Genomic DNA, 19,269 nt, shown 5'->3' with positions numbered 1-19,269 from the left:
CTATCCAAGCCCTATCCTTGCGCCCGTGCTGATCCTGCTGCCGCCGAGTGAGGGCAAGTCCGTGCCGACCCGGGGCAAGGCGCTCGATCTCGCCTCCCTCTCGTCGCCCGAGCTGACGTCAGCGCGCAACGAGGTCCTCGAGGCGCTCGTCGCGCTGTGCCGCGACGACCCGGACAAGGCCGCGACCGTGTTGGGCCTCTCGCCGGGACAGCTGGACCTGATCGACCGCAATGCCGACCTGGTGGCCGCACCGACGGCCCGCGCGGACCGGATCTACACCGGCGTCCTCTACGACGCACTCGACGTGGAGACGCTGTCGGCCGCCGGGAAGCGGCGTGCGACGAGCCGGGTGGCCGTGGCCTCCAGCCTCTTCGGGATGGTGCGCTTCGGCGACCGGATCCCGTCGTACCGCCTCTCGGGCGACGCGTCGCTCCCGCCCGTCGGGCCGGTCGCCGCGATCTGGCGCGAAGCGCTGCCGCCGGTGATGACCGCAGCCCTCGGCCGTGGGCTGCTGGTCGACCTGCGTTCGGGGATGTACGCGAACTTTTGGCGCCCCGCGCCCGACCTCGCCCGCCGGGTCGCGACCGTGCGGGTGCTGCACGAGCACAACGGCACCCGCAAGGTGGTCAGCCACTTCAACAAGGCCACCAAGGGCCGGATCGTCCGTGAGCTGCTGGAGGACGGCGCCGATCCGCGCACCCCAGCCGCCCTCGCCGCGACGCTGGAACGCCTCGGGTGGACCGTCGAGATCGGAGCGCCCGGGAAGGCCGGCACCCAGCTCGACGTGGTGGTCAGCGAGCTGTAGCGCGCAAGCTCAACGCACCTGACGAACAGGTCGTCCTGCCGGCGAAATCACGACAGGATCGTCAGGTACGACGCGCGCCGCTCGCCTCGTGTCGACGATCCGCGGTCACCAGCGGCCGGTGTCGAGCAACGTCCGCCGACCAGCGGGCAGTGCGTTGAAGAACCGCATCGAGCCCTTCTGCTCCCCCGTCGCGAGGTCCTCGTAGAACGAGAGCACGGACACCGCGGCCGGGGACAGCTCCATCCGGAAGAGCGACTCCAGCGGGGCGTCGACGGCGTGGGCGACCAGGGTCTTGATGGGCGTCACGTGGCTGACCAGGACGACGGTCTTGCCTGCGTGCTTCGCCAGCAGTCGGTCCAGCGCTTCGAGCACGCGCGCCTGGACGGTCACGAAGGACTCGCCGCCCGGGGGCGAGGCGGCCATGTCGGCGAACCAGGACTCCAGACCGTCCTTGTCCTTCTCAGCGACCTCGGTGAACGTCATGCCGTCCCACTCGCCGAACTCCATCTCGGCGAAGCCGGGCTCCTCCTCGACAGGGAGGCCCAGCTTCTCGGCGATGATCTCTGCGGATTCGCGGGTGCGTCGGACGGGCGAGGAGACGACGGCGCTGATGTGCTCGCGCAGCTCGGTGAGCCACTCGGCGGCTTCGGCGATCTGGGCACGGCCCTCGTCGGACAGGGCCGGGTTGTCGCCGCCCAGGCCTCCGGAGAACCGGCGTCCGGTGGTGTGCGGTGTGACGCCGTGGCGGACCAGGACGATCGTGGTCGGGCTGCCCATGCCGGGCGGCAGCGACGGCGCTTTCGCGGCCGGCGACTCCAGCTCCTCGACCAGCGACTCGGGCTCGTCGGCGATCCCGTCACCTGCTTCGACAGCAACGGTGACGACAGCCGGTTCGACCGCCGCCGTGACACCGGACCGCGTGCCGTCGAGCGCCTGGTTGGCGAGGCGGTCCGCGTGACTGTTCTGCTCCCGCGGGACCCAGGTGTAGACGGTTCCTGCCGGCGCGAGGGCCAGCGCCTCGTCGGCGAGCGCCCGCATGTCGGGGTGCTTGATCTTCCAGCGGCCGGCCATCTGCTCCACGACCAGCTTGGAGTCCATCCGGACCTCGACGGCCGCGTCGGGCGTGAACTCCGCAGCGAGCCTGAGGCCGGCGATCAGGCCGGAGTACTCGGCGACGTTGTTGGTCGCGAACCCGATCGTCGCGCCGTCCTCAGCAAGGACCTCGCCGGTCAGGCCGTCCTTGAGGACCGCGCCGTACGCCGCCGCGCCGGGGTTGCCGCGGGAGCCGCCGTCGGCCTCGATGAGGACGGTACGACGACCCGCTCCGGTCACGAGAGGCCGCTCTCCGACGTCCGCACCAGGATCCGCTGGCACTCCTGGCAGCGCACGACCGTGTCCGCGGGGGTCCCGCGGATGACCTGCAGCTCAGCCGCGTCGAGGCGGATCTGGCAGCCGCCGCAGGCGCGCTGGCGCAGCTCCGAGGCACCGATGCCGCCCTGGTTGGCGCGCAGCTTCTCGTAGAGCGCGAGCAGGTCGTCGGGGATCTCGGCGACAATGGCGGCGCGACCGGCACTCACGGTGGCGATCTCGGTGTCGAGCTCGGCGCCCCGGGCGTCGCGGGTCGCGGTCAGCTCGCCGAGGCGGGTGTCGAGCGTCTCGATGGCGGCAGTGAGCTCGGCGAGCGCGGACTGCGCCTCCTCGAGCTGCTCCATGACCTCGAGCTCCTCGTCCTCGAGCACCGTGATCCGGCGCTCGAGGGTGTCGAGCTCGTGCTGCATGCGCTCGAGGTCCTTGGGGTTGGCGATCGCACCCGAGTCCATCCGGTCCCGGTCGCGCTTGCGGCGGACCTTGACCGTCTCGACGTCGGCGTCGGCCTTGGCCTGCGCCACGGAGAGGTCGTCGACGACGATCCGCTGGTCGCGCATCCGGCCGTCGACGTCGGAGCGCTTGCCGAGGAGCTCGGCGATCTCCGCACCCTCGGCAGGGTGGCTGCGCTGGTGGCGGAGCTGGTCGATCTGGGCGTCCAGCGCCTGCAGGTCGAGCAGGCGCAATTGGGCGGTGGGTTCGGCCTTCATCGGGTGCTCATCGGTGCGCTCACAGGTGCATTGTCCAAGGGTCGGTGACGATCGTGCTCACCCGGGTCTCCACGGCGTCTCCCAGCGCCTCGACCAGGCGTTGCTCGACGACCGGCAACCACGTCGATTCGGCTGCCCAGTGGGCGATGTCGACCAGCGCGGGTCCGCCCTTCTCGAGGAACTCCGCGGCCGGGTGGTGGCGCAGGTCGCTGGTGACGTAGGCATCCACGTCGAGCCCCGCCACCCGGTCGAGCAGGAAGTCACCGGCCCCGCCGCAGACGGCGACGCGCTTGATCGGGCGCTCCGGATCCCCGGCGATCCGGACCCCGTGCGACGTGGCGGGGAGTGCCTTCGCAACCGACTCGGCGAACTCCGTCAGCGTCACCTGCGCGACGGTGCCGATCCGGCCGGTGCCCGTCGCGGCGAGACCGTTGTCGGCGAGCTGGACGACGTCGTACGCCGGCTCCTCGTAGGGGTGCGCGGCCAGCATCGCGCGGACCACGGCCGTCCGCAGCGAGTGCGCGAGGACCACCTCGATCCGGACCTCCTCGACCGTCTCGAGGTCGCCCACGGTGCCGATCATCGGGTTGGCGCCGTCGAGCGGGCGGAACCGGCCCTGGCCGGGCGCGCTGGTGAAGGAGGCGAAGTCGTAGTCGCCGATCCGGCCGGCGCCGGCCTCGGCGATCGCGGCTCGGACAGGGGCGGCGGCATCGACGGGCACGAACACGGTGAGCTTGTCGAGCTGCTCGGAGGTGGCCGGGATGATCGGCGCCAGGTCCGTCAGGCCCAGGGCGAGGGCGAGGGACTCGGACACTCCCCCGACGGCCTGGTCGGCGTTCGTGTGGGCCGTCAGCAGGGCGCAGTCGGCCTTCGCGAGCGTGTGCAGGGTGCGGCCCTTGGGCGTGGTCGCGGCGAAACCGGTGACGCCCTTGAGGAACAGCGGGTGGTGCACGACCAGCAGGTCGGCCTTCCACTCCGCCGCCTCGGCCGCGACGGCCGGCGTCGGGTCGACCGCGAAGAGCACCTTCTTCACGGATTGGTCCGGGTCGCCGTACACGAGGCCGACGGCGTCCCAGCTGTCCGCGGTCGAGGGCGGGTACCAGCCGTGGATCAGGTCGGTGACGTCCTGGAGCGTGGGCATGGACGTCAGGCTACTGGGGTCCTGCTGGGGTTGCCGTGGGCGCCGGGACGGAAGCCGGCGCGGGATTGATACCCTGCGGGAGCCAGTCGACCTCCACGGAAGTGCGAAGTGTGGAAGTCAGGGAACCCGGTGAGAGTCCGGGACTGACGCGCAGCGGTATGGGTGACGGGCGGAGCACCGAGAAATCGGTACAGCCACTGGATCTTCGGGTCCGGGAAGGCGCTCCGCACCGGAGGATCCCGAGTCCGAAGACCTGCTGGCCCTTGCGACAACCGTCGCGAGGTCACCAAAGAATTTGCAGCGAATCTGCAGGGGCGACGCGACGAGCCCCCGGACCTCGAAGGACCGCACCGCCATGGCCACGAACCGCAGCCGGCCGGACCGCTGCCCGGGCATCGTGCACCCGTGGCTCGCCGAGGACGGGGGCCTGGTCCGGATCCGGATCCCCGGTGGACGCGTCTCGCTGACCGCGCTGCAGGCGCTGGTCGCCGTTGCCGAGGAGTACGGCGACGGACGGGTGCGGCTCACGGCGCGCGCCAACCTCCAGGTCCGGGCGATGCCGGTGGACGGTGATTCCGGTGATCGGCTGGCCGAACCTGCACTCGTCGCCCTCGAGGCCACCGGCCTGCTGCCGTCCCGGGAGCACGACCGGATCCGCAACGTCCTCGTCTCCCCGCAGACCGGGATCTCCGGCGGTCGCGCCGACCTGCGCCCCGTGGTGGCCGCGCTCGACGCGCTGCTGCTCGGCGACCCCACCCTGGCCGGGTTGCCCGGCCGCTTCCTCTTCACCCTCGACGACGGCCGTGGTGACCTCGCCGACCGACACCGCGACCTCGGCCTCGTCGCTCTCTCCGCAGACACGGTGCAGCTCCGTGTCGGCACCGGCTTCGGCGCGGTCGTCCCACTGGTCGACGCGGCCGCCGCGATCGGTGACCTCGCCCGGCTCTTCCTCGCCGCCCGCGGCGAGGGCCCCGAGGCGCCGTGGCACGTGACCGAGCTTCCCGAACCCCTGACTGACCCGGTCGCGCCCGCGCCCGGCGCCGACATCACCAGCGCACCCCTCGCCTTCGGCCCCGTGGCCGGCGGCGAGCACGTGCAGGTGGACGAGACCGGCATCGATGCCAGCATGGTCGCGTCCATGCTCGCGTCACGGAACGGCCGGGGCGACCTGGTCGTCGTGACGCCGTGGCACGGTGTGCTGATCCCTGAGGAGAACCGCAATGAGTGAGATCGACCTGGCCCTGAGTGCCCTGACCGCGCCGCCGCGCCGTTACGAGTACATCGCCGACGGCCCCGCGATCTACGTCGACTCGTTCGCGACCATCCGCCGCGAGTCCGACCTGACCGGCATCCCCGCCGAGGCCGAGAAGGTCGCGGTCCGGATGATCCACGGGAGCGGCCAGACCGACCTCGTGCGCGACCTCGTGATCCACCCGGGACTCGTGTCCGCTGCCCGCACCGCGTTGGCGTCCGGCGCACCGATCCTCTGCGACGCCCGAATGGTGGCGATGGGCATCACCGCCGGCCGGCTGCCCGCCGACAACCCGGTGCACTGCTTCCTGACGGACTCCCGCACTCCTGAGCTCGCGAAGGCATGGTCGACCACCCGCACCGCGGCGGCCGTCTCCCTGTGGGAGCCGCTGCTCGAAGGCGCCGTCGTCGCCATCGGCAACGCCCCGACGGCGCTCTTCCACCTGCTCGAGATGATCCTCGACGGTGGCCCCCGCCCCGCTGCGATCGTCGGCTGCCCGGTCGGCTTCATCGGCGCGGCCGAGTCGAAGGACGCACTGGCGTCGTTCGCCGCCGACCACGGCATCGACATCCCGTTCGTCACCGTCCGCGGCCGCCGCGGTGGTTCCGCGATGGCCTCGTCGGCCGTCAACGCACTGGCGCAGGAGGAGGAGTGACTCTCCCCGTGACCGGCAGCTTCCACGTCGTCGGCATCGGCCCGGGTGATCCGGAGCTGATCACCCGCAAGGCCGAGCGCCTCATCGGCGCCGCCGCCGTCGTCGCGTTCCACGCCGGCGTCACGAAGCAGTCGCACGCCCGCCGGATCGCGGCTCACCTGATCCCGGCCGACGCCGTCGAGGAGGAGCTGCGCTACCCCGTCACCACGGGCAGCACCGACCATCCCGGTGGGTACGTCGGCGCGCTGGCCGACTTCTACGACGAGTGCGAGGAGCGGCTCGCCGCGCACCTCGACGCGGGTCGTGACGTCGTACTGCTGGCGGAGGGGGACCCGCTCTTCTACGGCTCCTCGATGTACCTGCTGGACCGGTTCCGCGACCGCTTCGAGACCGAGGTCGTCCCCGGTATCCCCGCCTTCGCCGCCGCCACCGCGGCGATCCCGGCTCCCCTGGTCCGCCAGACCGACGTGCTGACCGTGCTGCCCGGGACCCTGCCCGAGGCCGAGCTCGCCCGACGACTGGCCGACACCGACGGCGCCGTGATCATGAAGCTCGGCCGCACCTTCCCCGCCGTCCGCTCGGCGCTGGCGCAGGCCGGTCGCCTCGACGGCGCCTGGTACGTCGAGCGCGCCTCCCAGCCCGAGCAGCGCTGGCTGCCCGTCGCCGACGTCGACGCCGACTCGGTGCCGTACTTCTCCCTCATCGTCGTGCCCGGTGACTCCGCTCATCGCCCGACCGCCTCCCGCCTGCGCTCGTTGGTTGAGGTGCGAGGAGCGCAAGCGACGAGCCTCGAAACCACCGAGACCAACGCCCCCGCCGAGCTCCTCGTCATCGGCCTCGGCCCCGGCCCCGACGGCTGGCTCACCCCCGAGGCGTCCGCCGCACTCGCCGACGTGCAGCACGTCGTCGGCTACGCGCCCTACGTCAACCGCGTCCCCCAACGCGCCGGCCTGACCCGGCACGCGTCGGGCAACACCGTCGAGGTGGACCGGGCCCGACTCGCGCTCGACCTCGCGCTGTCCGGCGAGCGGGTCGCGGTCGTCTCCGGCGGCGACGCCGGGGTCTTCGGCATGGCGGCGGCGGTGTTCGAGGCGGCGGCCGACCCGGCCCACCCCGAGCACGCAACCGTGCCCGTCCGTGTCCTGCCCGGCGTCAGCGCCGTCCAGGCCGTGGCCGCGCGCGCCGGTGCCCCCATCGGTGCCGACTTCGCCATCGTCAGCCTGTCGGACCGGCTGAAGCCCTGGGCCGTCGTCGAGAAGCGCCTGCGGGCGATCGCCGACGCCGACCTGGTCCTCGGCATCTACAACCCCGCTTCGCGGTCGCGGCGCGAACAGGTCGTGGAGACGCAGAAGATCCTGCTCGAGCACCGCTCCCCCGACACCGTCGTGATCGTCGGCCGGGACGTCGGCCGTTCCGAGGAGTCGATCGTCGTGACCACCCTGGGCGAGCTCGACACCGACTCGATCGACATGAAGTGCCTGCTGATCATCGGCGCCTCGTCCACCCGTGTGGAGCCCAACGGCTCGGTCTGGACACCCCGATGGGTGGAGTGAACGTCACCGTCGTCGGGATGGGCGCGGACGGGTGGGACGGGCTTCCCGCGTCCTCGCGGGCGCTCGTCGAGGACGCCGACGTACTGCTCGGTGGCGAACGCCACCTCGAGCTGGTGCACACGATCGAAGGCCAGGAGCGGCACGCGTGGCCGCGTCCGATGACCTCGCTGCCCACCTTCCTCGAGCAGTACGACGGGCTCCGCATCGTCGCGCTGGCCTCCGGTGACCCGCTCGTCTCCGGCATCGGCACCACCCTGATCCGCCTGCTCGGCACCGACGCGGTGACCGTGGTCCCTGCGGTGTCCTCCGTGTCGCTGGCCCGCGCCCGGATGGGCTGGTCGGCCGAGGAGTCAGCCGTCGTGACGCTGGTCGGCCGCGACCCGGCGGCCCTGCGCCGCGAGTTCGCTCCGGGCCACCGGCTGATCGTGTTGTCCTCCGACGAGTCCACACCGTTGACGGTCGCCGCCGACCTGCGCGACGCCGGCTACGGCCGGAGCCTGCTCACCGTGCTCGGCGACCTCGGCGACTCGCGCGAGAGCCGCACCGAGTTCCACGCCGGCCAGACCGCGATGCCCGTCGACCTGCCGCGGCTCAACGTGGTCGCGGTCGAGGTCCGGGGACCCGGCAAGGGCAGCGGGGTCGTGTCCTGGGCGCCCGGACTGCCCGACGACGCCTTCGAGCACGACGGCCAGATCACCAAGCGCGACGTCCGGGCGAGCGCCCTGTCCCGGCTTGCGCCGCGACCCGGCGCGCTGCTCTGGGACGTCGGTGCCGGCGCCGGATCCGTGGCGATCGAGTGGCTGCGGGCGCATCCGCTCACCGCCGCCGTCGCGATCGAGGCGAGCTCCGAACGCGCTGCGCGGATCGGCCGCAACGCCACCGCGCTGGGTGTTCCTCGCCTGAAGGTCGTGGTCGGCACAGCACCGGAATCGCTGGCCGGACTCGCGCAGCCCGACGCGATCTTCGTCGGCGGCGGCGCGACCGCGCCGGACCTGCTCGACCTGTGCCGCGAGGCGCTGGGCCCGGGCGGTCGGCTCGTCGTCCACGGCGTCACGCTGGAGACCGAGTCGCTCCTGGTCGACGCCTTCCATCAGTACGGCGGCGAGCTCACCCGCCTCTCCGTCGAGCACGTCACCCCGCTGGGCGGCCGGTTCACCGGCTGGACCCCGGCCCGCGCCGTCGTCCAGTGGACGTGGGAGAAGGCATGACCATCCACTTCGTGGGCGCCGGTCCCGGCGCCGCCGACCTGATCACCCTGCGCGCTGCCTCGATGCTGGCCGGCGCCGACGTGGTGCTCTACCCCGGCACCTACATCGATGCCGCCGTCCTTTCGCACTGCCGGGAGGACGCCAACCTGGTCGACACCCAGGAGCTGGACCTCGACGCGATCACGGCCGTGATGGTCGATGCGAACGTGGCCGACCTCGACGTCGTACGACTGACGTCGGGAGACCCGTCGCTCTACTCCGCGCTCCACGAGCAGACCCGGCGTCTCGACGCCGCGGGGGTGCCGTGGGACGTGACGCCCGGCGTTCCGGCGTACGCCGCCGCGGCCGCGATCGTCGGCCGGGAGCTGACCGTGCCGCTGGTCGCGCAGTCGGTCGTGCTGACCCGGACCCAGGCGCGCTCCACCGCGATGCCCGAGACCGAGTCGCTGGCCGCGTTCGCCGCCACCGGCGCGACGCTCGTGCTGCACCTCGCGATCACCCGTACCCGTGAGCTGATGGCCGAGATCGAGCCGTTCTACGGAGCGTCCTGTCCCGTGGCGGTCGTCTCCCGCGCCTCCCAGCCCGAGGAGCAGGTGCTTCGTGGCACCGTCGGCCAGATCGCCGACCTGGTCGAGGAAGCCGGGCTCCGGCAGGCCGCGGTGATCCTCGTCGGACCGGCCCTGGCGTCGGGCTCCGGCGCGGAGTCGTACCTCTACTCGACCGAGCGCGTCCAGCGAAAGGCACGTCTCACATGACCCATGCCCCCAAGATCAGACACTTCCCGTTCACGGCTGTCGTCGGGGCAGGCGGTCCCGAGGGTCCGGACCCGATGGCGCTCGCCCTCATCCTGACCACCATCGCCCCCGACGTCGGTGGCGTGCTCGTGCGCGGCGAGAAGGGCACCGCGAAGTCCACGATCGTGCGCGCCCTCGCGGCCGTGCTGCCGCCCATCGACGTCATCGCCGGCGACCGGTTCTCGTCCGACCCGCACGACCCCGACTCCTCGCCCGACGGCCCGTTCGCCGCGAACGCCCCCGTCGAGACCCGCCCCGTGCGGCTGGTGGAGCTGCCCGTCGGCGCGACCGAGGACCGGGTGCTCGGCTCGCTCCACCTCGAGCGGGCCCTGACCGAGGGCAAGGCCGAGTACGAGCCCGGCCTGCTGGCCCGCGCGCACCGCGGCATCCTGTACGTCGACGAGGTCAACCTGCTGCACGACCACCTCGTCGACCTGCTGCTCGACGCCGCCGCCATGGGCCGTTCGACGGTCGAGCGCGACGGTGTCTCCGTCGAGCACGCCGCGCGCTTCGTGCTCGTCGGCACCATGAACCCCGAAGAGGGCGAGCTCCGCCCGCAGCTGCTCGACCGGTTCGGCCTGACCGTCGAGGTCGCCGCCCCGCGGGTCCCCGCGCTGCGGGCCGAGGTGGTCCGCCGACGGATGGCGTACGACGCCGACCCGGCGGCGTTCTCCGCGCGGTACGCCGCTTCGGAACAAGCCCTGCGCGACCGGATCTCGCTGGCGCAGGAGCTGGTCGGCGCGGTCCGGTTGACCGACGCCGCGCTGCTCAAGATCGCCGAGGTGTGCGCTGCCTTCGACGTCGACGGCCTGCGCGCCGACATCGTCACCGCCCGCACCGCCGTCGCCCACGCCGCGTGGTCCGGTCGCGACGAGGTCAACCTCGCCGACATCCGGGTCGCTGCCACCCTCGCGCTCCCCCACCGCCGGCGCCGCAAGCCGTTCGATGCCCCCGGCCTCGACGAGGACCTGCTCGACCAGGTGCTCGGTGACGAGGAGCTGCCGCCGGAGGACCCGACCGACCCCGAGGACCCGACCGATCCGACCGATCCCCCCAGCCAGGAGGACGGGCCGGAGGACGGGCCGGAGGACGGCCCCGGCGAGACCGAGGGTCCCGAGGCCACTGACGACGGCTCGTCGTCGGAGACCGACGCACCCGAGCCCGTCGACCAGGACGTCCCGGCGCCCAGCGACCTGAGCTCACCGACCGACAAGGGCACGGGCTCCACCAGCCTCAGCGGCACCACGTCGACGTACCGCACCCGGCTGCTGACGGTCCGCGGCGTCGGCACGGGCACGGCCGGACGCCGCAGCCGCGCCCGCACCACGAGCGGCCGCCGGATCGGCGCCACCATCCCCACCGGGCAGGGCGGCGCCGTGCACCTGACGGAGACGATCCGGGCCGCCGCGCCGCACCAGTTCGCCCGCGGCCGCGTCGACGGTCGTCTGCTGCTGCGCGCGATGGACCTGCGGATCGCCGTACGCGAGGGACGGGAGTCCAACCTCGTGCTGTTCTGCGTCGATGCCTCCGGCTCGATGGCGGCGCGACGGCGGATGGAGCAGGTCAAGACCGCCGTCCTCAGCCTGCTGCTCGACGCGTACCAGCGCCGCGACAAGGTCGGCCTGATCACCTTCCGTGGCCAGGGCGCCGAGGTCGCCCTGCCGCCGACCCACTCGGTCGATGCTGCCGCCACCCGGCTCGAGGAGCTGCCGGCCGGCGGACGTACCCCGCTCGCCGAGGGTCTGCTCGAAGCCGCCCACCTGCTCGCCGTCGAGAAGACCCGCGACCCGCAGCGACGCCCACTGCTCGTCGTCGTCACCGACGGTCGCGCCACCGCCGGCGCCGACGCCGTCGCGCGGTCCCGGATGGCCGCTGCGCTGCTCGCCGAAACCGGCGTCACCAGCGTCGTCATCGACTGCGAGAGCGGCCCGATGCGCCTCGGCCTGGCGGCCACGCTCGCCGAGCACCTCGGCGCGGAGCACGTGCCGATCGGCGAGGTCAGCGCGGAGGACCTGATCTCCGCTGCCCGGAGCTGGGCCGCATGAGCACCCCCACGATCGCGGCCGGGACCGCCCTGAGCGCCGAGCTGTACGACGTCATCGCGCGCCGTCGCGACGTCCGCGCCGAGTTCACCGGCGAACCCGTCGACGACGACGTGCTGCTGCGGGTCCTCGGCGCCGCCCACCGCGCCCCGAGCGTCGGCATGAGCCAGCCGTGGGACTTCGTGGTCGTGCGGGATGCGGGACTTCGTCGTACCTTCCGCGACCACGTCGCGAATGAGCGAGACACGTTCGCCGCCTCGTTGCCCCCGGAGCGTCGTACGACCTTCGACAAGATCAAGGTCGAGGGCATCTGCGAGTCCACGATGGGGGTCGTGGTCACCCACGACCAGAGCCGGGGCGGGCAGCACGTCCTCGGGCGCCACGCGATCGCTGACGCCGGGCTCTACTCCACGGTCCTCGCCATCCAGAACCTCTGGCTCGCCGCGACCGCCGAGGGCCTCGGCGTCGGCTGGGTGTCCTTCTACCGCGAGCCGTTCCTGGGCGAGCTGCTCGGCATCCCCGAGCACGTCCGTCCGATCGCCTGGCTGTGCCTGGGCACGGTGAGCCACCTCGAGACCGTCCCGGACCTCGAACGGCACGGGTGGCGCAACCGCCGTCCGCTCGCCGACGCCATCCACGACAACGTTTGGAGCGACCGTGCCTGAAGGCCAGCCACTCGTCATCCCCGACGACGGACTCACCACCCGCCAACGCCGCAACCGGCCGCTGGTGATGGTGCACACCGGCGACGGCAAGGGGAAGTCCACCGCCGCGTTCGGCCTGGCGATCCGCTCGTGGAACCAGGGCTGGAACGTCGGCGTCTTCCAGTTCGTGAAGTCCGCGAAGTGGCGCATCGGTGAGCAGACCGTGCTCGAACGCCTCGGCACGCTGCACGAGGAGACCGGCGAAGGTGGCCCGGTCACCTGGCACAAGATGGGCTCGGGCTGGTCCTGGTCGCGCAAGGAGGGCACGGCCGAGGACCACGCGGCCGACGCCGTCGAGGGCTGGGCCGAGATCAAGCGGGCCCTGGCCGAGGAACGGCACGACCTCTACGTGCTCGACGAGTTCACCTACCCGATCAACTGGGGCTGGATCGACGTCGACGACGTCGTGGAGACCCTGGCCAACCGGCCGGGACGGCAGTACGTCGTGATCACCGGCCGCCGTGCCGACCCGAAGCTGGTCGAGGTCGCCGACCTCGTCACCGAGATGACCAAGATCAAGCACCCGATGGACGCGGGCCAGAAGGGCCAGCGGGGCATCGAGTGGTGAGCCTGTGATCGAGCTGCCGCGCTTCGTCGTCGCTGCCCCGGCCACCGGCCAGGGCAAGACGACGGTCGCCACCGGCCTGATGGCGGCGCTGTTGCACGCCGGGCACGTGGTGAGCGGTCACAAGGTGGGGCCCGACTACATCGACCCCGGCTACCACGCCCTCGCGTGTGGCCGCCCCGGTCGCAACCTGGACCCCCACCTCGTCGGCGAATCCCTGGTCGCCCCGCTGCTCCTGCACGGCGCTGCTGTCCCGGTCCCGGCGGACGTGGCCGTGATCGAGGGCGTGATGGGCCTGTACGACGGCCGGATCGGCGGCGACGGCTTCTCCTCCACCGCCCACGTGGCCCGGCTGACCGGCTCGCCGGTCGTGCTGGTCGTCGACATCTCGAGGTCGTCGCGGTCGATCGGAGCCGTCGTCCACGGCATGGCGACGTGGGACCCGACGATCCAGATAGCGGGCGTGATCCTGAACCAGGCCGGGTCAGCAAGGCATGCTGAGGAGGTGCGCTCCTCCATCTCGGTGCCGGTGCTCGGCGTGATCCCGCGCAACCCGGACATCGCCACCCCCTCCCGCCACCTGGGCCTGGTGACGGCAGCGGAGCGGGGTGAGTCGGCGGAGGTGGTTGCCCGGCTGGCCGAGGTCGTGACCGAGCACGTCGACCTCGACGCGGTGCTCGAGATCGCCCGCTCCGCGCCTCCGATCGACGCCGAACCCTGGTCCCCTTCGGTGGTTGAGGTGCGAGGAGCGCAAGCGACGAGCCTCGAAACCCCCGCAGCCTCGACGCCTGGGCGACCCGTCGTCGCCGTCGCCGCCGGCCGCGCCTTCACCTTCCAGTACGCCGAGACGGCCGAGCTCCTCGAAGCGGCCGGCTGCGAGGTCGTCCCGTTCGACCCGGCCCTCGACACGAGGCTTCCGGAGGGCACCGCCGGCCTGTACCTCGGCGGCGGCTTCCCCGAGGTCCATGCGAAGGACCTGACCGACAACACCGCGCTGCGGGACGAGATCCGCACGGCCGTGGCCGACGGCCTGCCGACGGTCGCCGAGTGCGCCGGGCTGCTGTACCTGTGCCGCACGCTCGACGACGTCCCGATGGCCGGCGTGATCGACGCGGACGCCGCCATGAACGAGCGGCTCACCCTGCGCTACCCCGTCGCCACGGGCGTGGCCGACACCCTGCTGACCCGCGTCGGTGAGCAGGTCACCGGGCACGAGTTCCACCGCACCCAGGTCGCGCCGACCGCCGGCCCCACGGCAGCGTGGGAGGTCGACGGCGACGCGGTCGGCTTCGCGTCCGACACTCTGCACGCGTCGTACCTGCACACCCACTGGGCAGGACATCCCCAGCTCGCCGCACGGTTCGCGGCCGCCGTACACGAGAGGCACGCCGGTGGATGACCCGCTGCGCCACCACGGCGACTCCGAGGCCCGCGAGGCCGAGCTCGACTTCGCGGTCAACGTCTACGCCGGCGCGCGCCCGGACTGGCTCGACGCGGCGCTGCGGGCCTCGCTCGATGACGTCGGCACCTACCCCAGCGCCGATCGCGCCCAGGCAGCGGTCGCGGCCCTGCACCGGCGCCCGGTCGACAACGTCCTGGTCACCGCCGGCGCCGCCGAGGCCTTCACCCTCATCGCCCGGCTGCGGCCGTGGGGGTGCCCCGTCGTCGTGCACCCCCAGTTCACCGAGCCGCACGCCGCCCTCGAGCAGGCCGGGCACCGCGTCACGTCCGTCGAGCTGCCGTCGCCGTTCGAGCTGGACCCGGCGCTCATTCCCGAGGAAGCCGACCTCGTCGTGATCGGCAACCCGACCAACCCGACGGGGGCCTTGCACCCCGCCTCGACGATCCGCTCGCTGCTGCGACGCGGCCGGGTCGTGGTGGTCGACGAGGCGTTCATGGACTGCGACCCCGACGAGGCCGAGTCGCTGGCCGGTCTCCGTGTCGGCGGGCTCGTCGTGGTCCGCTCCCTCACCAAGCACTGGGGCATCCCCGGCATCCGCGCCGGCTACCTCGTCGGCGACGCGATGGTCGTCGCCGGCCTGGCCCTGAACCAGGCCCCCTGGTCCGTCGGTACGACGGCCGCAGCCGCCGTCCTGGCCTGCACCTCACCCGAGGCGGTCGTCGAGAGCCGTCGCCGGGCCGAGGAGATCCGTGACTGGCGCGAGCACCTCGAGAAGGGCCTGGCCGACCTCGGCGTCCACCACCTCCCGTCCGCCGCCTCCTTCGTGCTCGCCCAGGTCGGCGACGGCGTCCACGAACGCCTCCGCGCCGCCGGCATCGCCGTACGACGGGCCGACACCTTCCCCGGCCTCGACGGCTCGTGGGTACGGATCGCCGTCCGCCCGCCGGACGTCACCGACCAGCTCCTCGCCCACCTGCGCACCAAGTTCGTCGAGTAGCGGCGCCAAGTTCGTCGAGTAGCGGCGAGCGCCAGGCCGCCCATGTTCGTCGAGTAGCGGGGAGCGCCAGCGAGCCGCGTATCGAGACGCCCACCGCTGGTCGAGGAGGTTGCGCAGCAACCGTCTCGAGACCATCCACTGTCCACGAACTCTCCACAACCCAAGTGGAGACTTTCCCCAGTCCACAGGCAGGTTTGCGCCGCGCACCTCGTGATCCAATACAGGTATGGAGCAGGGGAACAGCGAACTGACCGGACGGCATGAAGGCCGCCCGGTCAGCACGTTGCTGTCCCGGCTCAGCGGTCGCGTGAAGGCGCGCGAGGAGTCACTGGTCGAGGAGTGGACCGACCTGGTGACCTGGGCCAACGAGCACACCGTCACCACCCCGGAGCAGGCAGCGACCATCATCGACGGCGTCATCGACACGGGTGTCCCGATCGCCGGCGACGGTGCACCGCTGGTGTCTGAGTTCGCATTGATGGAAGTCGTCGCGGTGTTGGGCAGGTCCCCCGACGGTGGACGTGCGTATGTGGGGGGGATCATCGAGTGCGCCTGGCGGCTGCCCGGCATCTACGCCGCGGTGATCGAGGGCAGGTTGGCGCCGTGGCGTGCCGAACGGATCGCCGACCTCACCCGGTCGCTGAACGTCGAGGCCGCTGCCTTCGTCGACCGGCAGCTCGCCGCGGTCGGTGGTGTCGGGTGGGCCCAGCTCGACCGCCTCGTGACTGAAGCCATCCTGCGGTTCGACCCCGAACGCGCCGAGCACGAGCGCCAAGCCGCCGCCGACCGCCGGCACTTCGACTTCGACGACATCGACTCCAACGGACAAGTCGAGTCCCACAGCCTGCTGGACGGCGCCGATGCCCACGACCTCGACCAGGCGCTCACCCGCCGCGCGATCGTCCGAGGCAAGCTGGGTGACACCGATTCGTTCGACGTCCGCAAGTCCAAGGCAGCCGGCGACCTCGCTCGCCAAGACCTGTCCCTGGACCTGCTCTTCGCGGACGAGGAAACCGGCGAAGTCATCGCCCAGTCGCCAGGTCGGAAGGTCGTCCTGAACGTCCACATCACCAACACCGCCCTCAACGACGAGCCCGCGAACCCGTTCGCGAAGCCCGCCGCCAATCCGGTGGGGCGGTGGGCCGACAAGCAGGTCCCGATCTCCACCGCGCAGATCAAGGAATGGCTCCGCGCAAGAGACACCACCGTCATCGTCCGCCCCGTGGTCGACCTCAACGATTGCATCCCGGTCGACTCCTACGAGATCCCCGACCGCATCCGCCGCCGCGTCGAGCTCAGGGATCACACCTGCCGGTTCCCCGGCTGCCCGAAACAAGCCACGCGCTGCGATCTGGATCATGCGCAACCGCATGGGCAGGGTGGCGTGACCTGTCCCTGCAATTTGGTTGCCCTGTGTCGACGACATCACCGCGCCAAGACCTTCTCCCGGTGGCGCTACATGATCGTCCTGCCCGGGTACTACCTGTGGACCAGCCCCCACGGCCGACACTTCCTCGTCGGACCCGACGGCACCCGCGCCCTCGACCCACCCCGCACCGTCGACCCCGACGAATAGCTCCCCTGTCGCGCACCCCGCCCACCAGCGGGGCCTGCGCCATGCCCGGGTATGGAGGACAACTCCGTCGCTAGGTAGTCGAGGGCGTCCGCAGCTGCGTGACTGCAAGCACCGCGCCCCCACCCAGCAGGAGCAGCGCCAGCGCCCCGCAGCCAATGGACGCGTTGAACCTCCGCGTGTTGGCGGCGTAGCACGCGGCCGCGACCTCGTCGTGGAAGGCTTGAGTGTGCTCGCCGCCCGGGCCGTCGCTGTTGTCATTGAGCCCCGCATCCCACGGAGCGATGCTGCAGCTGGCCTCGCCGGACGATCCGCCGTCATCGATGTCTGATGCGCTGATGCTCACAGTCGGGTTGTCGAACCACAGGACGACCGCGACCAGAAAGGACACCGCCGCCCCCACGAAGAGGGCCACCAGTACTCGTCGGCTCCGCACGCGGCGACCCTATGCGGCCCAGACGCTCTCCACCGGCGCCACCCACACACGAACGCCAGCACACCTTCGGCAAACGCATTCGCCACCCGTGCGGCCGAACTAGGTTGTGTCGATGCAGAAGCGTCGCCACTCGAGAGCACGGCCCACAAGCCTCCTCGTCGGCTCCTTCGCAGCGGCCCTGGTCCTCGGTGCTTGCGCGGGTCCGGAGAACTCGGTGGAGGACTTGCCGGGCGTCGTGACCGTGGCGGTGACCGAAGGCGACGGCGACGACCTCGGATCCCCGCCCGATCTCGTCGCGGTGACGATGGACCACGACGCCACGACGAACGAGATCGGACAGGTCCTGGCCGCGTTGGACGACGAGCTCGCGGACGAGTCCGTCGCAACGGTCAGCATCACCCTCGAGGGCACTCCCTCCGCGACCCTGACGATCGGGACGACGACGATGCGGACCAGTGAGACCACCTCCGCGCTGGTGGCCGCGGTTGCCGAGCCGGGCGCCGAGGCGATCGAGATCGACGACTTCGGCGAGGGCATGACCGTCCGCCTGGATCTTCGCGAGGGTGGTCTCGACCGCGTGAGTGCTGTGGTCGCGCAGTACTGGACGCGACTCGAACCCACCACCGACGCCATGACCGATGCCACCTTGATCGTCCAGTCAGACGGGTTCCGCATCATCCGTGGGAAGGGGCCCGCCGAGCCGCTCCTCGCGAGGATCGCTGTGGCCCAGCAGGTGAACCGAGAACAACCGCTCACCGGAGTCTCGATCGGCGACAGTGCGCTGGAGCTTCGGGTGAGGTCCGACGCGGAGGCGGCCGCCGTACGAGGAATTCTTCGGCGGATCCCCAGCAAGGTCGGAACGGTCCGCGTCGTGAAGGAGTCAGTCGACCTCTCCGGAGCGACGGGGACTCTTCTCGAGAACGCTCGGCGCGTGGTGAACAAGGTCCGGCACGACGACGCGTTCGGGTCTGCCCGCATCCGGAACGGCGAGCTGCAGATCGGCGCTTCCACCATTGACGACGCCATGACCCTCGACAGCTACTTGGACGGCGGCATCGATCCCCTTCACCTGCCGATTGCGCTCCGCTACGTGCTCAGCGACGGCAGCGACTTCGGGAAGCGTGCCGGCGCCCGGTTCCGTCTCCACGCGCCCACGCGGCTGGCGGAACAACCCCAGTGGGCGCGGTTCTCCGTCACGCAGGAGATGCAGAGGACCGTCGTGACGGTCCATGCCCGCGCCGGAGTGTCCTACCGTGACGCAGCCGCCGGGCTGGCCGCGATCCACGCGGACGAGTCCACGATCATCTGGACCGACACCCGCCCGTCCATCACCCTGACCCCGGCCGGACCCGACGGGCGCGAGGTCACGACAAAGGGAGAGGCCACCGCGGAGGATCAAGCACAGATCGCTGACGGATGGGCGAAGGGCGTGTCGTAGCCCCGGACAAGGTCGGACACAATCGGGTGATGACGACGGCCCTCAGCTACGACGCCGTGGGACAGACCCACGTGGCCGACGAACGCTGGACCTCCGCGCCCGAGGGCTACCGCAGGCACGAGCAGACGACCCGCCTCGGTGACGGCGAACAACTGTGGACAGAGGCGTCGACAGCGGTCATGCAGTGGTCGGTCAAGACCCGCAGCGGCTTCGCGGTCCTGTCCGAGCCGGGCGAGGACCTGCGCGTCAGGCAGGGCCAGGACCGCACCCTGGTCGCCTCGCTCGGTCTGCTCAAGCTGTGGGAGCCGGTCACGGTCGTCGCGATCATCGATGAACCGAACCGCTGTGGCTTCGCGTACGGCACGCGCGACGGACACCCCGTTTCGGGCGAGGAAGCGTTCATCGTCCACCGCACGCCGGACGGTGCGGTCTGGCTGACGCTGCGTTCCCTCACGCGTCCGGCCAAGGGCACCTGGCGCTTCGCCTTTCCGGCCGCGCTGGTCGCTCAGCGCTGGTACCGCTTCCGCTACGCGCGGTCTCTCCGGACCCTGCCCACACCAGCGTGATCGAGGCAGTACCCGTCCGGGCGGCGATCCCACTGTCCGCGCCGCGTCAGGATGCCCTAAAGT

The 19,269-nt window shown here is 71.7% G+C and carries 18 protein-coding genes and 1 riboswitch; of the genes, 14 read left to right on the top strand and 4 right to left on the bottom strand.

From position 1 onward, the window contains the following. Positions 1 to 25 precede the first annotated feature (25 nt). Positions 26 to 805 (top strand): peroxide stress protein YaaA, encoded by a 780-nt coding sequence (gene yaaA / locus ASD84_RS12585; protein ID WP_056711070.1) that lies wholly within the window; start codon positions 26 to 28, stop codon positions 803 to 805. 105 nt (positions 806 to 910) lie between these two features. Here the strand turns inward: yaaA and ASD84_RS12580 are convergent, their stop codons facing one another. The 3 genes from ASD84_RS12580 to ASD84_RS12570 are packed head-to-tail and all read right to left on the bottom strand — an operon-like array spanning position 911 to position 4,021. After that, the gene (locus ASD84_RS12580; protein WP_056711068.1) at positions 911 to 2,137 is read right to left on the bottom strand and encodes a bifunctional RNase H/acid phosphatase; all 1,227 of its coding nucleotides are present in this window, start codon (positions 2,135 to 2,137) and stop codon (positions 911 to 913) included. Next, entirely contained in the window at positions 2,134 to 2,880 is a 747-nt protein-coding gene (locus ASD84_RS12575; protein WP_056711067.1) for a zinc ribbon domain-containing protein, read from the bottom strand. The genes ASD84_RS12580 and ASD84_RS12575 overlap by 4 nt, the downstream gene beginning before the upstream one ends. A gap of 19 nt (positions 2,881 to 2,899) precedes the next feature. Then, on the bottom strand, positions 2,900 to 4,021 hold the full coding sequence (locus tag ASD84_RS12570; protein WP_056711066.1) for a Nif3-like dinuclear metal center hexameric protein: 1,122 nt from the start codon (positions 4,019 to 4,021) through the stop codon (positions 2,900 to 2,902). 66 nt (positions 4,022 to 4,087) lie between these two features. Further along, a riboswitch (cobalamin riboswitch) is annotated at positions 4,088 to 4,297 on the top strand. Between the two features lie 79 nt (positions 4,298 to 4,376). Between ASD84_RS12570 and ASD84_RS12565 the strand changes: the two genes are divergently transcribed. The 11 genes from ASD84_RS12565 to ASD84_RS12515 all read left to right on the top strand — a co-directional run bounded on the left by ASD84_RS12565 (position 4,377) and on the right by ASD84_RS12515 (position 16,769). Then, positions 4,377 to 5,249, top strand: coding sequence for a nitrite reductase (locus tag ASD84_RS12565; RefSeq protein WP_056711064.1), 873 nt, complete (start codon positions 4,377 to 4,379; stop codon positions 5,247 to 5,249). Beyond that, positions 5,242 to 5,928 carry a precorrin-8X methylmutase gene (locus ASD84_RS12560; protein ID WP_200954551.1) on the top strand — a complete coding sequence of 229 codons (687 nt, stop codon included), beginning with the start codon at positions 5,242 to 5,244 and terminating at the stop codon, positions 5,926 to 5,928. Before ASD84_RS12565 ends, ASD84_RS12560 begins: the two co-directional genes overlap by 8 nt. Continuing rightward, the gene (cobJ, locus tag ASD84_RS12555; protein WP_235531100.1) at positions 5,925 to 7,481 is read left to right on the top strand and encodes a precorrin-3B C(17)-methyltransferase; all 1,557 of its coding nucleotides are present in this window, start codon (positions 5,925 to 5,927) and stop codon (positions 7,479 to 7,481) included. Before ASD84_RS12560 ends, cobJ begins: the two co-directional genes overlap by 4 nt. Beyond that, complete coding sequence (cbiE, locus tag ASD84_RS12550) at positions 7,469 to 8,689, top strand: precorrin-6y C5,15-methyltransferase (decarboxylating) subunit CbiE (protein ID WP_082573449.1); 1,221 nt, start codon at positions 7,469 to 7,471, stop codon at positions 8,687 to 8,689. Before cobJ ends, cbiE begins: the two co-directional genes overlap by 13 nt. Beyond that, a complete protein-coding gene (locus ASD84_RS12545; protein ID WP_200954550.1) occupies positions 8,686 to 9,444 on the top strand; it encodes a cobalt-precorrin-4/precorrin-4 C(11)-methyltransferase in 759 nt (252 codons plus the stop codon). The genes cbiE and ASD84_RS12545 overlap by 4 nt, the downstream gene beginning before the upstream one ends. Continuing rightward, positions 9,441 to 11,528 carry a magnesium chelatase subunit D family protein gene (locus ASD84_RS12540; protein ID WP_056711060.1) on the top strand — a complete coding sequence of 696 codons (2,088 nt, stop codon included), beginning with the start codon at positions 9,441 to 9,443 and terminating at the stop codon, positions 11,526 to 11,528. Before ASD84_RS12545 ends, ASD84_RS12540 begins: the two co-directional genes overlap by 4 nt. Then, positions 11,525 to 12,190, top strand: coding sequence for a 5,6-dimethylbenzimidazole synthase (gene bluB / locus ASD84_RS12535; RefSeq protein ID WP_056711059.1), 666 nt, complete (start codon positions 11,525 to 11,527; stop codon positions 12,188 to 12,190). Before ASD84_RS12540 ends, bluB begins: the two co-directional genes overlap by 4 nt. Further along, complete coding sequence (gene cobO, locus ASD84_RS12530; protein ID WP_056711057.1) at positions 12,183 to 12,797, top strand: cob(I)yrinic acid a,c-diamide adenosyltransferase; 615 nt, start codon at positions 12,183 to 12,185, stop codon at positions 12,795 to 12,797. The genes bluB and cobO overlap by 8 nt, the downstream gene beginning before the upstream one ends. A gap of 4 nt (positions 12,798 to 12,801) precedes the next feature. Then, entirely contained in the window at positions 12,802 to 14,193 is a 1,392-nt protein-coding gene (locus ASD84_RS26180) for a cobyrinate a,c-diamide synthase (RefSeq protein ID WP_056711055.1), read from the top strand. After that, positions 14,186 to 15,193, top strand: a complete 1,008-nt coding sequence (gene cobC, locus ASD84_RS26175) for an Rv2231c family pyridoxal phosphate-dependent protein CobC (protein WP_056711052.1) — start codon at positions 14,186 to 14,188, stop codon at positions 15,191 to 15,193. The genes ASD84_RS26180 and cobC overlap by 8 nt, the downstream gene beginning before the upstream one ends. 226 nt (positions 15,194 to 15,419) lie before the next feature. After that, positions 15,420 to 16,769: an HNH endonuclease signature motif containing protein gene (locus ASD84_RS12515; protein WP_056711050.1), complete on the top strand. Its 1,350-nt coding sequence runs from the start codon at positions 15,420 to 15,422 to the stop codon at positions 16,767 to 16,769. Between the two features lie 70 nt (positions 16,770 to 16,839). On the opposite strand, the gene ASD84_RS12510 is transcribed toward ASD84_RS12515, so the two are convergent. Beyond that, positions 16,840 to 17,181, bottom strand: a complete 342-nt coding sequence (locus tag ASD84_RS12510) for a hypothetical protein (RefSeq protein WP_056711048.1) — start codon at positions 17,179 to 17,181, stop codon at positions 16,840 to 16,842. A 133-nt stretch (positions 17,182 to 17,314) separates the two neighbouring features. On the opposite strand from ASD84_RS12510, the gene ASD84_RS12505 reads away from it, so the two are divergent. Next, the gene (locus ASD84_RS12505) at positions 17,315 to 18,640 is read left to right on the top strand and encodes a hypothetical protein (protein ID WP_056711046.1); all 1,326 of its coding nucleotides are present in this window, start codon (positions 17,315 to 17,317) and stop codon (positions 18,638 to 18,640) included. A gap of 29 nt (positions 18,641 to 18,669) precedes the next feature. Beyond that, positions 18,670 to 19,206 (top strand): DUF1990 family protein, encoded by a 537-nt coding sequence (locus tag ASD84_RS12500; protein WP_056712118.1) that lies wholly within the window; start codon positions 18,670 to 18,672, stop codon positions 19,204 to 19,206. The last annotated feature ends 63 nt before the right edge of the window (positions 19,207 to 19,269 follow it).

The sequence above is a fragment of the Nocardioides sp. Root682 genome (assembly GCF_001427795.1).
In the GTDB taxonomy this organism is placed as follows: Bacteria; Actinomycetota; Actinomycetes; order Propionibacteriales; family Nocardioidaceae; genus Nocardioides.
The sequence above is the reverse complement of the archived record's forward strand: the minus strand, read 5'-3'. Positions and strand labels throughout refer to the sequence as shown.

Bases quoted from the DNA above. Each gene is read 5' to 3' on its own strand.
- ASD84_RS12560 (WP_200954551.1), top strand. From the start codon at position 5,242: ATGAGTGAGATCGACCTGGCCCTGAGTGCCCTGACCGCGCCGCCGCGC.
- ASD84_RS12570 (WP_056711066.1), bottom strand. From the start codon at position 4,021: ATGCCCACGCTCCAGGACGTCACCGACCTGATCCACGGCTGGTACCCG.
- ASD84_RS12540 (WP_056711060.1), top strand. From the start codon at position 9,441: ATGACCCATGCCCCCAAGATCAGACACTTCCCGTTCACGGCTGTCGTC.
- ASD84_RS12565 (WP_056711064.1), top strand. From the start codon at position 4,377: ATGGCCACGAACCGCAGCCGGCCGGACCGCTGCCCGGGCATCGTGCAC.
- ASD84_RS12505 (WP_056711046.1), top strand. From the start codon at position 17,315: ATGCAGAAGCGTCGCCACTCGAGAGCACGGCCCACAAGCCTCCTCGTC.
- ASD84_RS12575 (WP_056711067.1), bottom strand. From the start codon at position 2,880: ATGAAGGCCGAACCCACCGCCCAATTGCGCCTGCTCGACCTGCAGGCG.
- ASD84_RS12545 (WP_200954550.1), top strand. From the start codon at position 8,686: ATGACCATCCACTTCGTGGGCGCCGGTCCCGGCGCCGCCGACCTGATC.
- ASD84_RS12515 (WP_056711050.1), top strand. From the start codon at position 15,420: ATGGAGCAGGGGAACAGCGAACTGACCGGACGGCATGAAGGCCGCCCG.
- bluB (WP_056711059.1), top strand. From the start codon at position 11,525: ATGAGCACCCCCACGATCGCGGCCGGGACCGCCCTGAGCGCCGAGCTG.
- cbiE (WP_082573449.1), top strand. From the start codon at position 7,469: ATGGGTGGAGTGAACGTCACCGTCGTCGGGATGGGCGCGGACGGGTGG.
- ASD84_RS12500 (WP_056712118.1), top strand. From the start codon at position 18,670: ATGACGACGGCCCTCAGCTACGACGCCGTGGGACAGACCCACGTGGCC.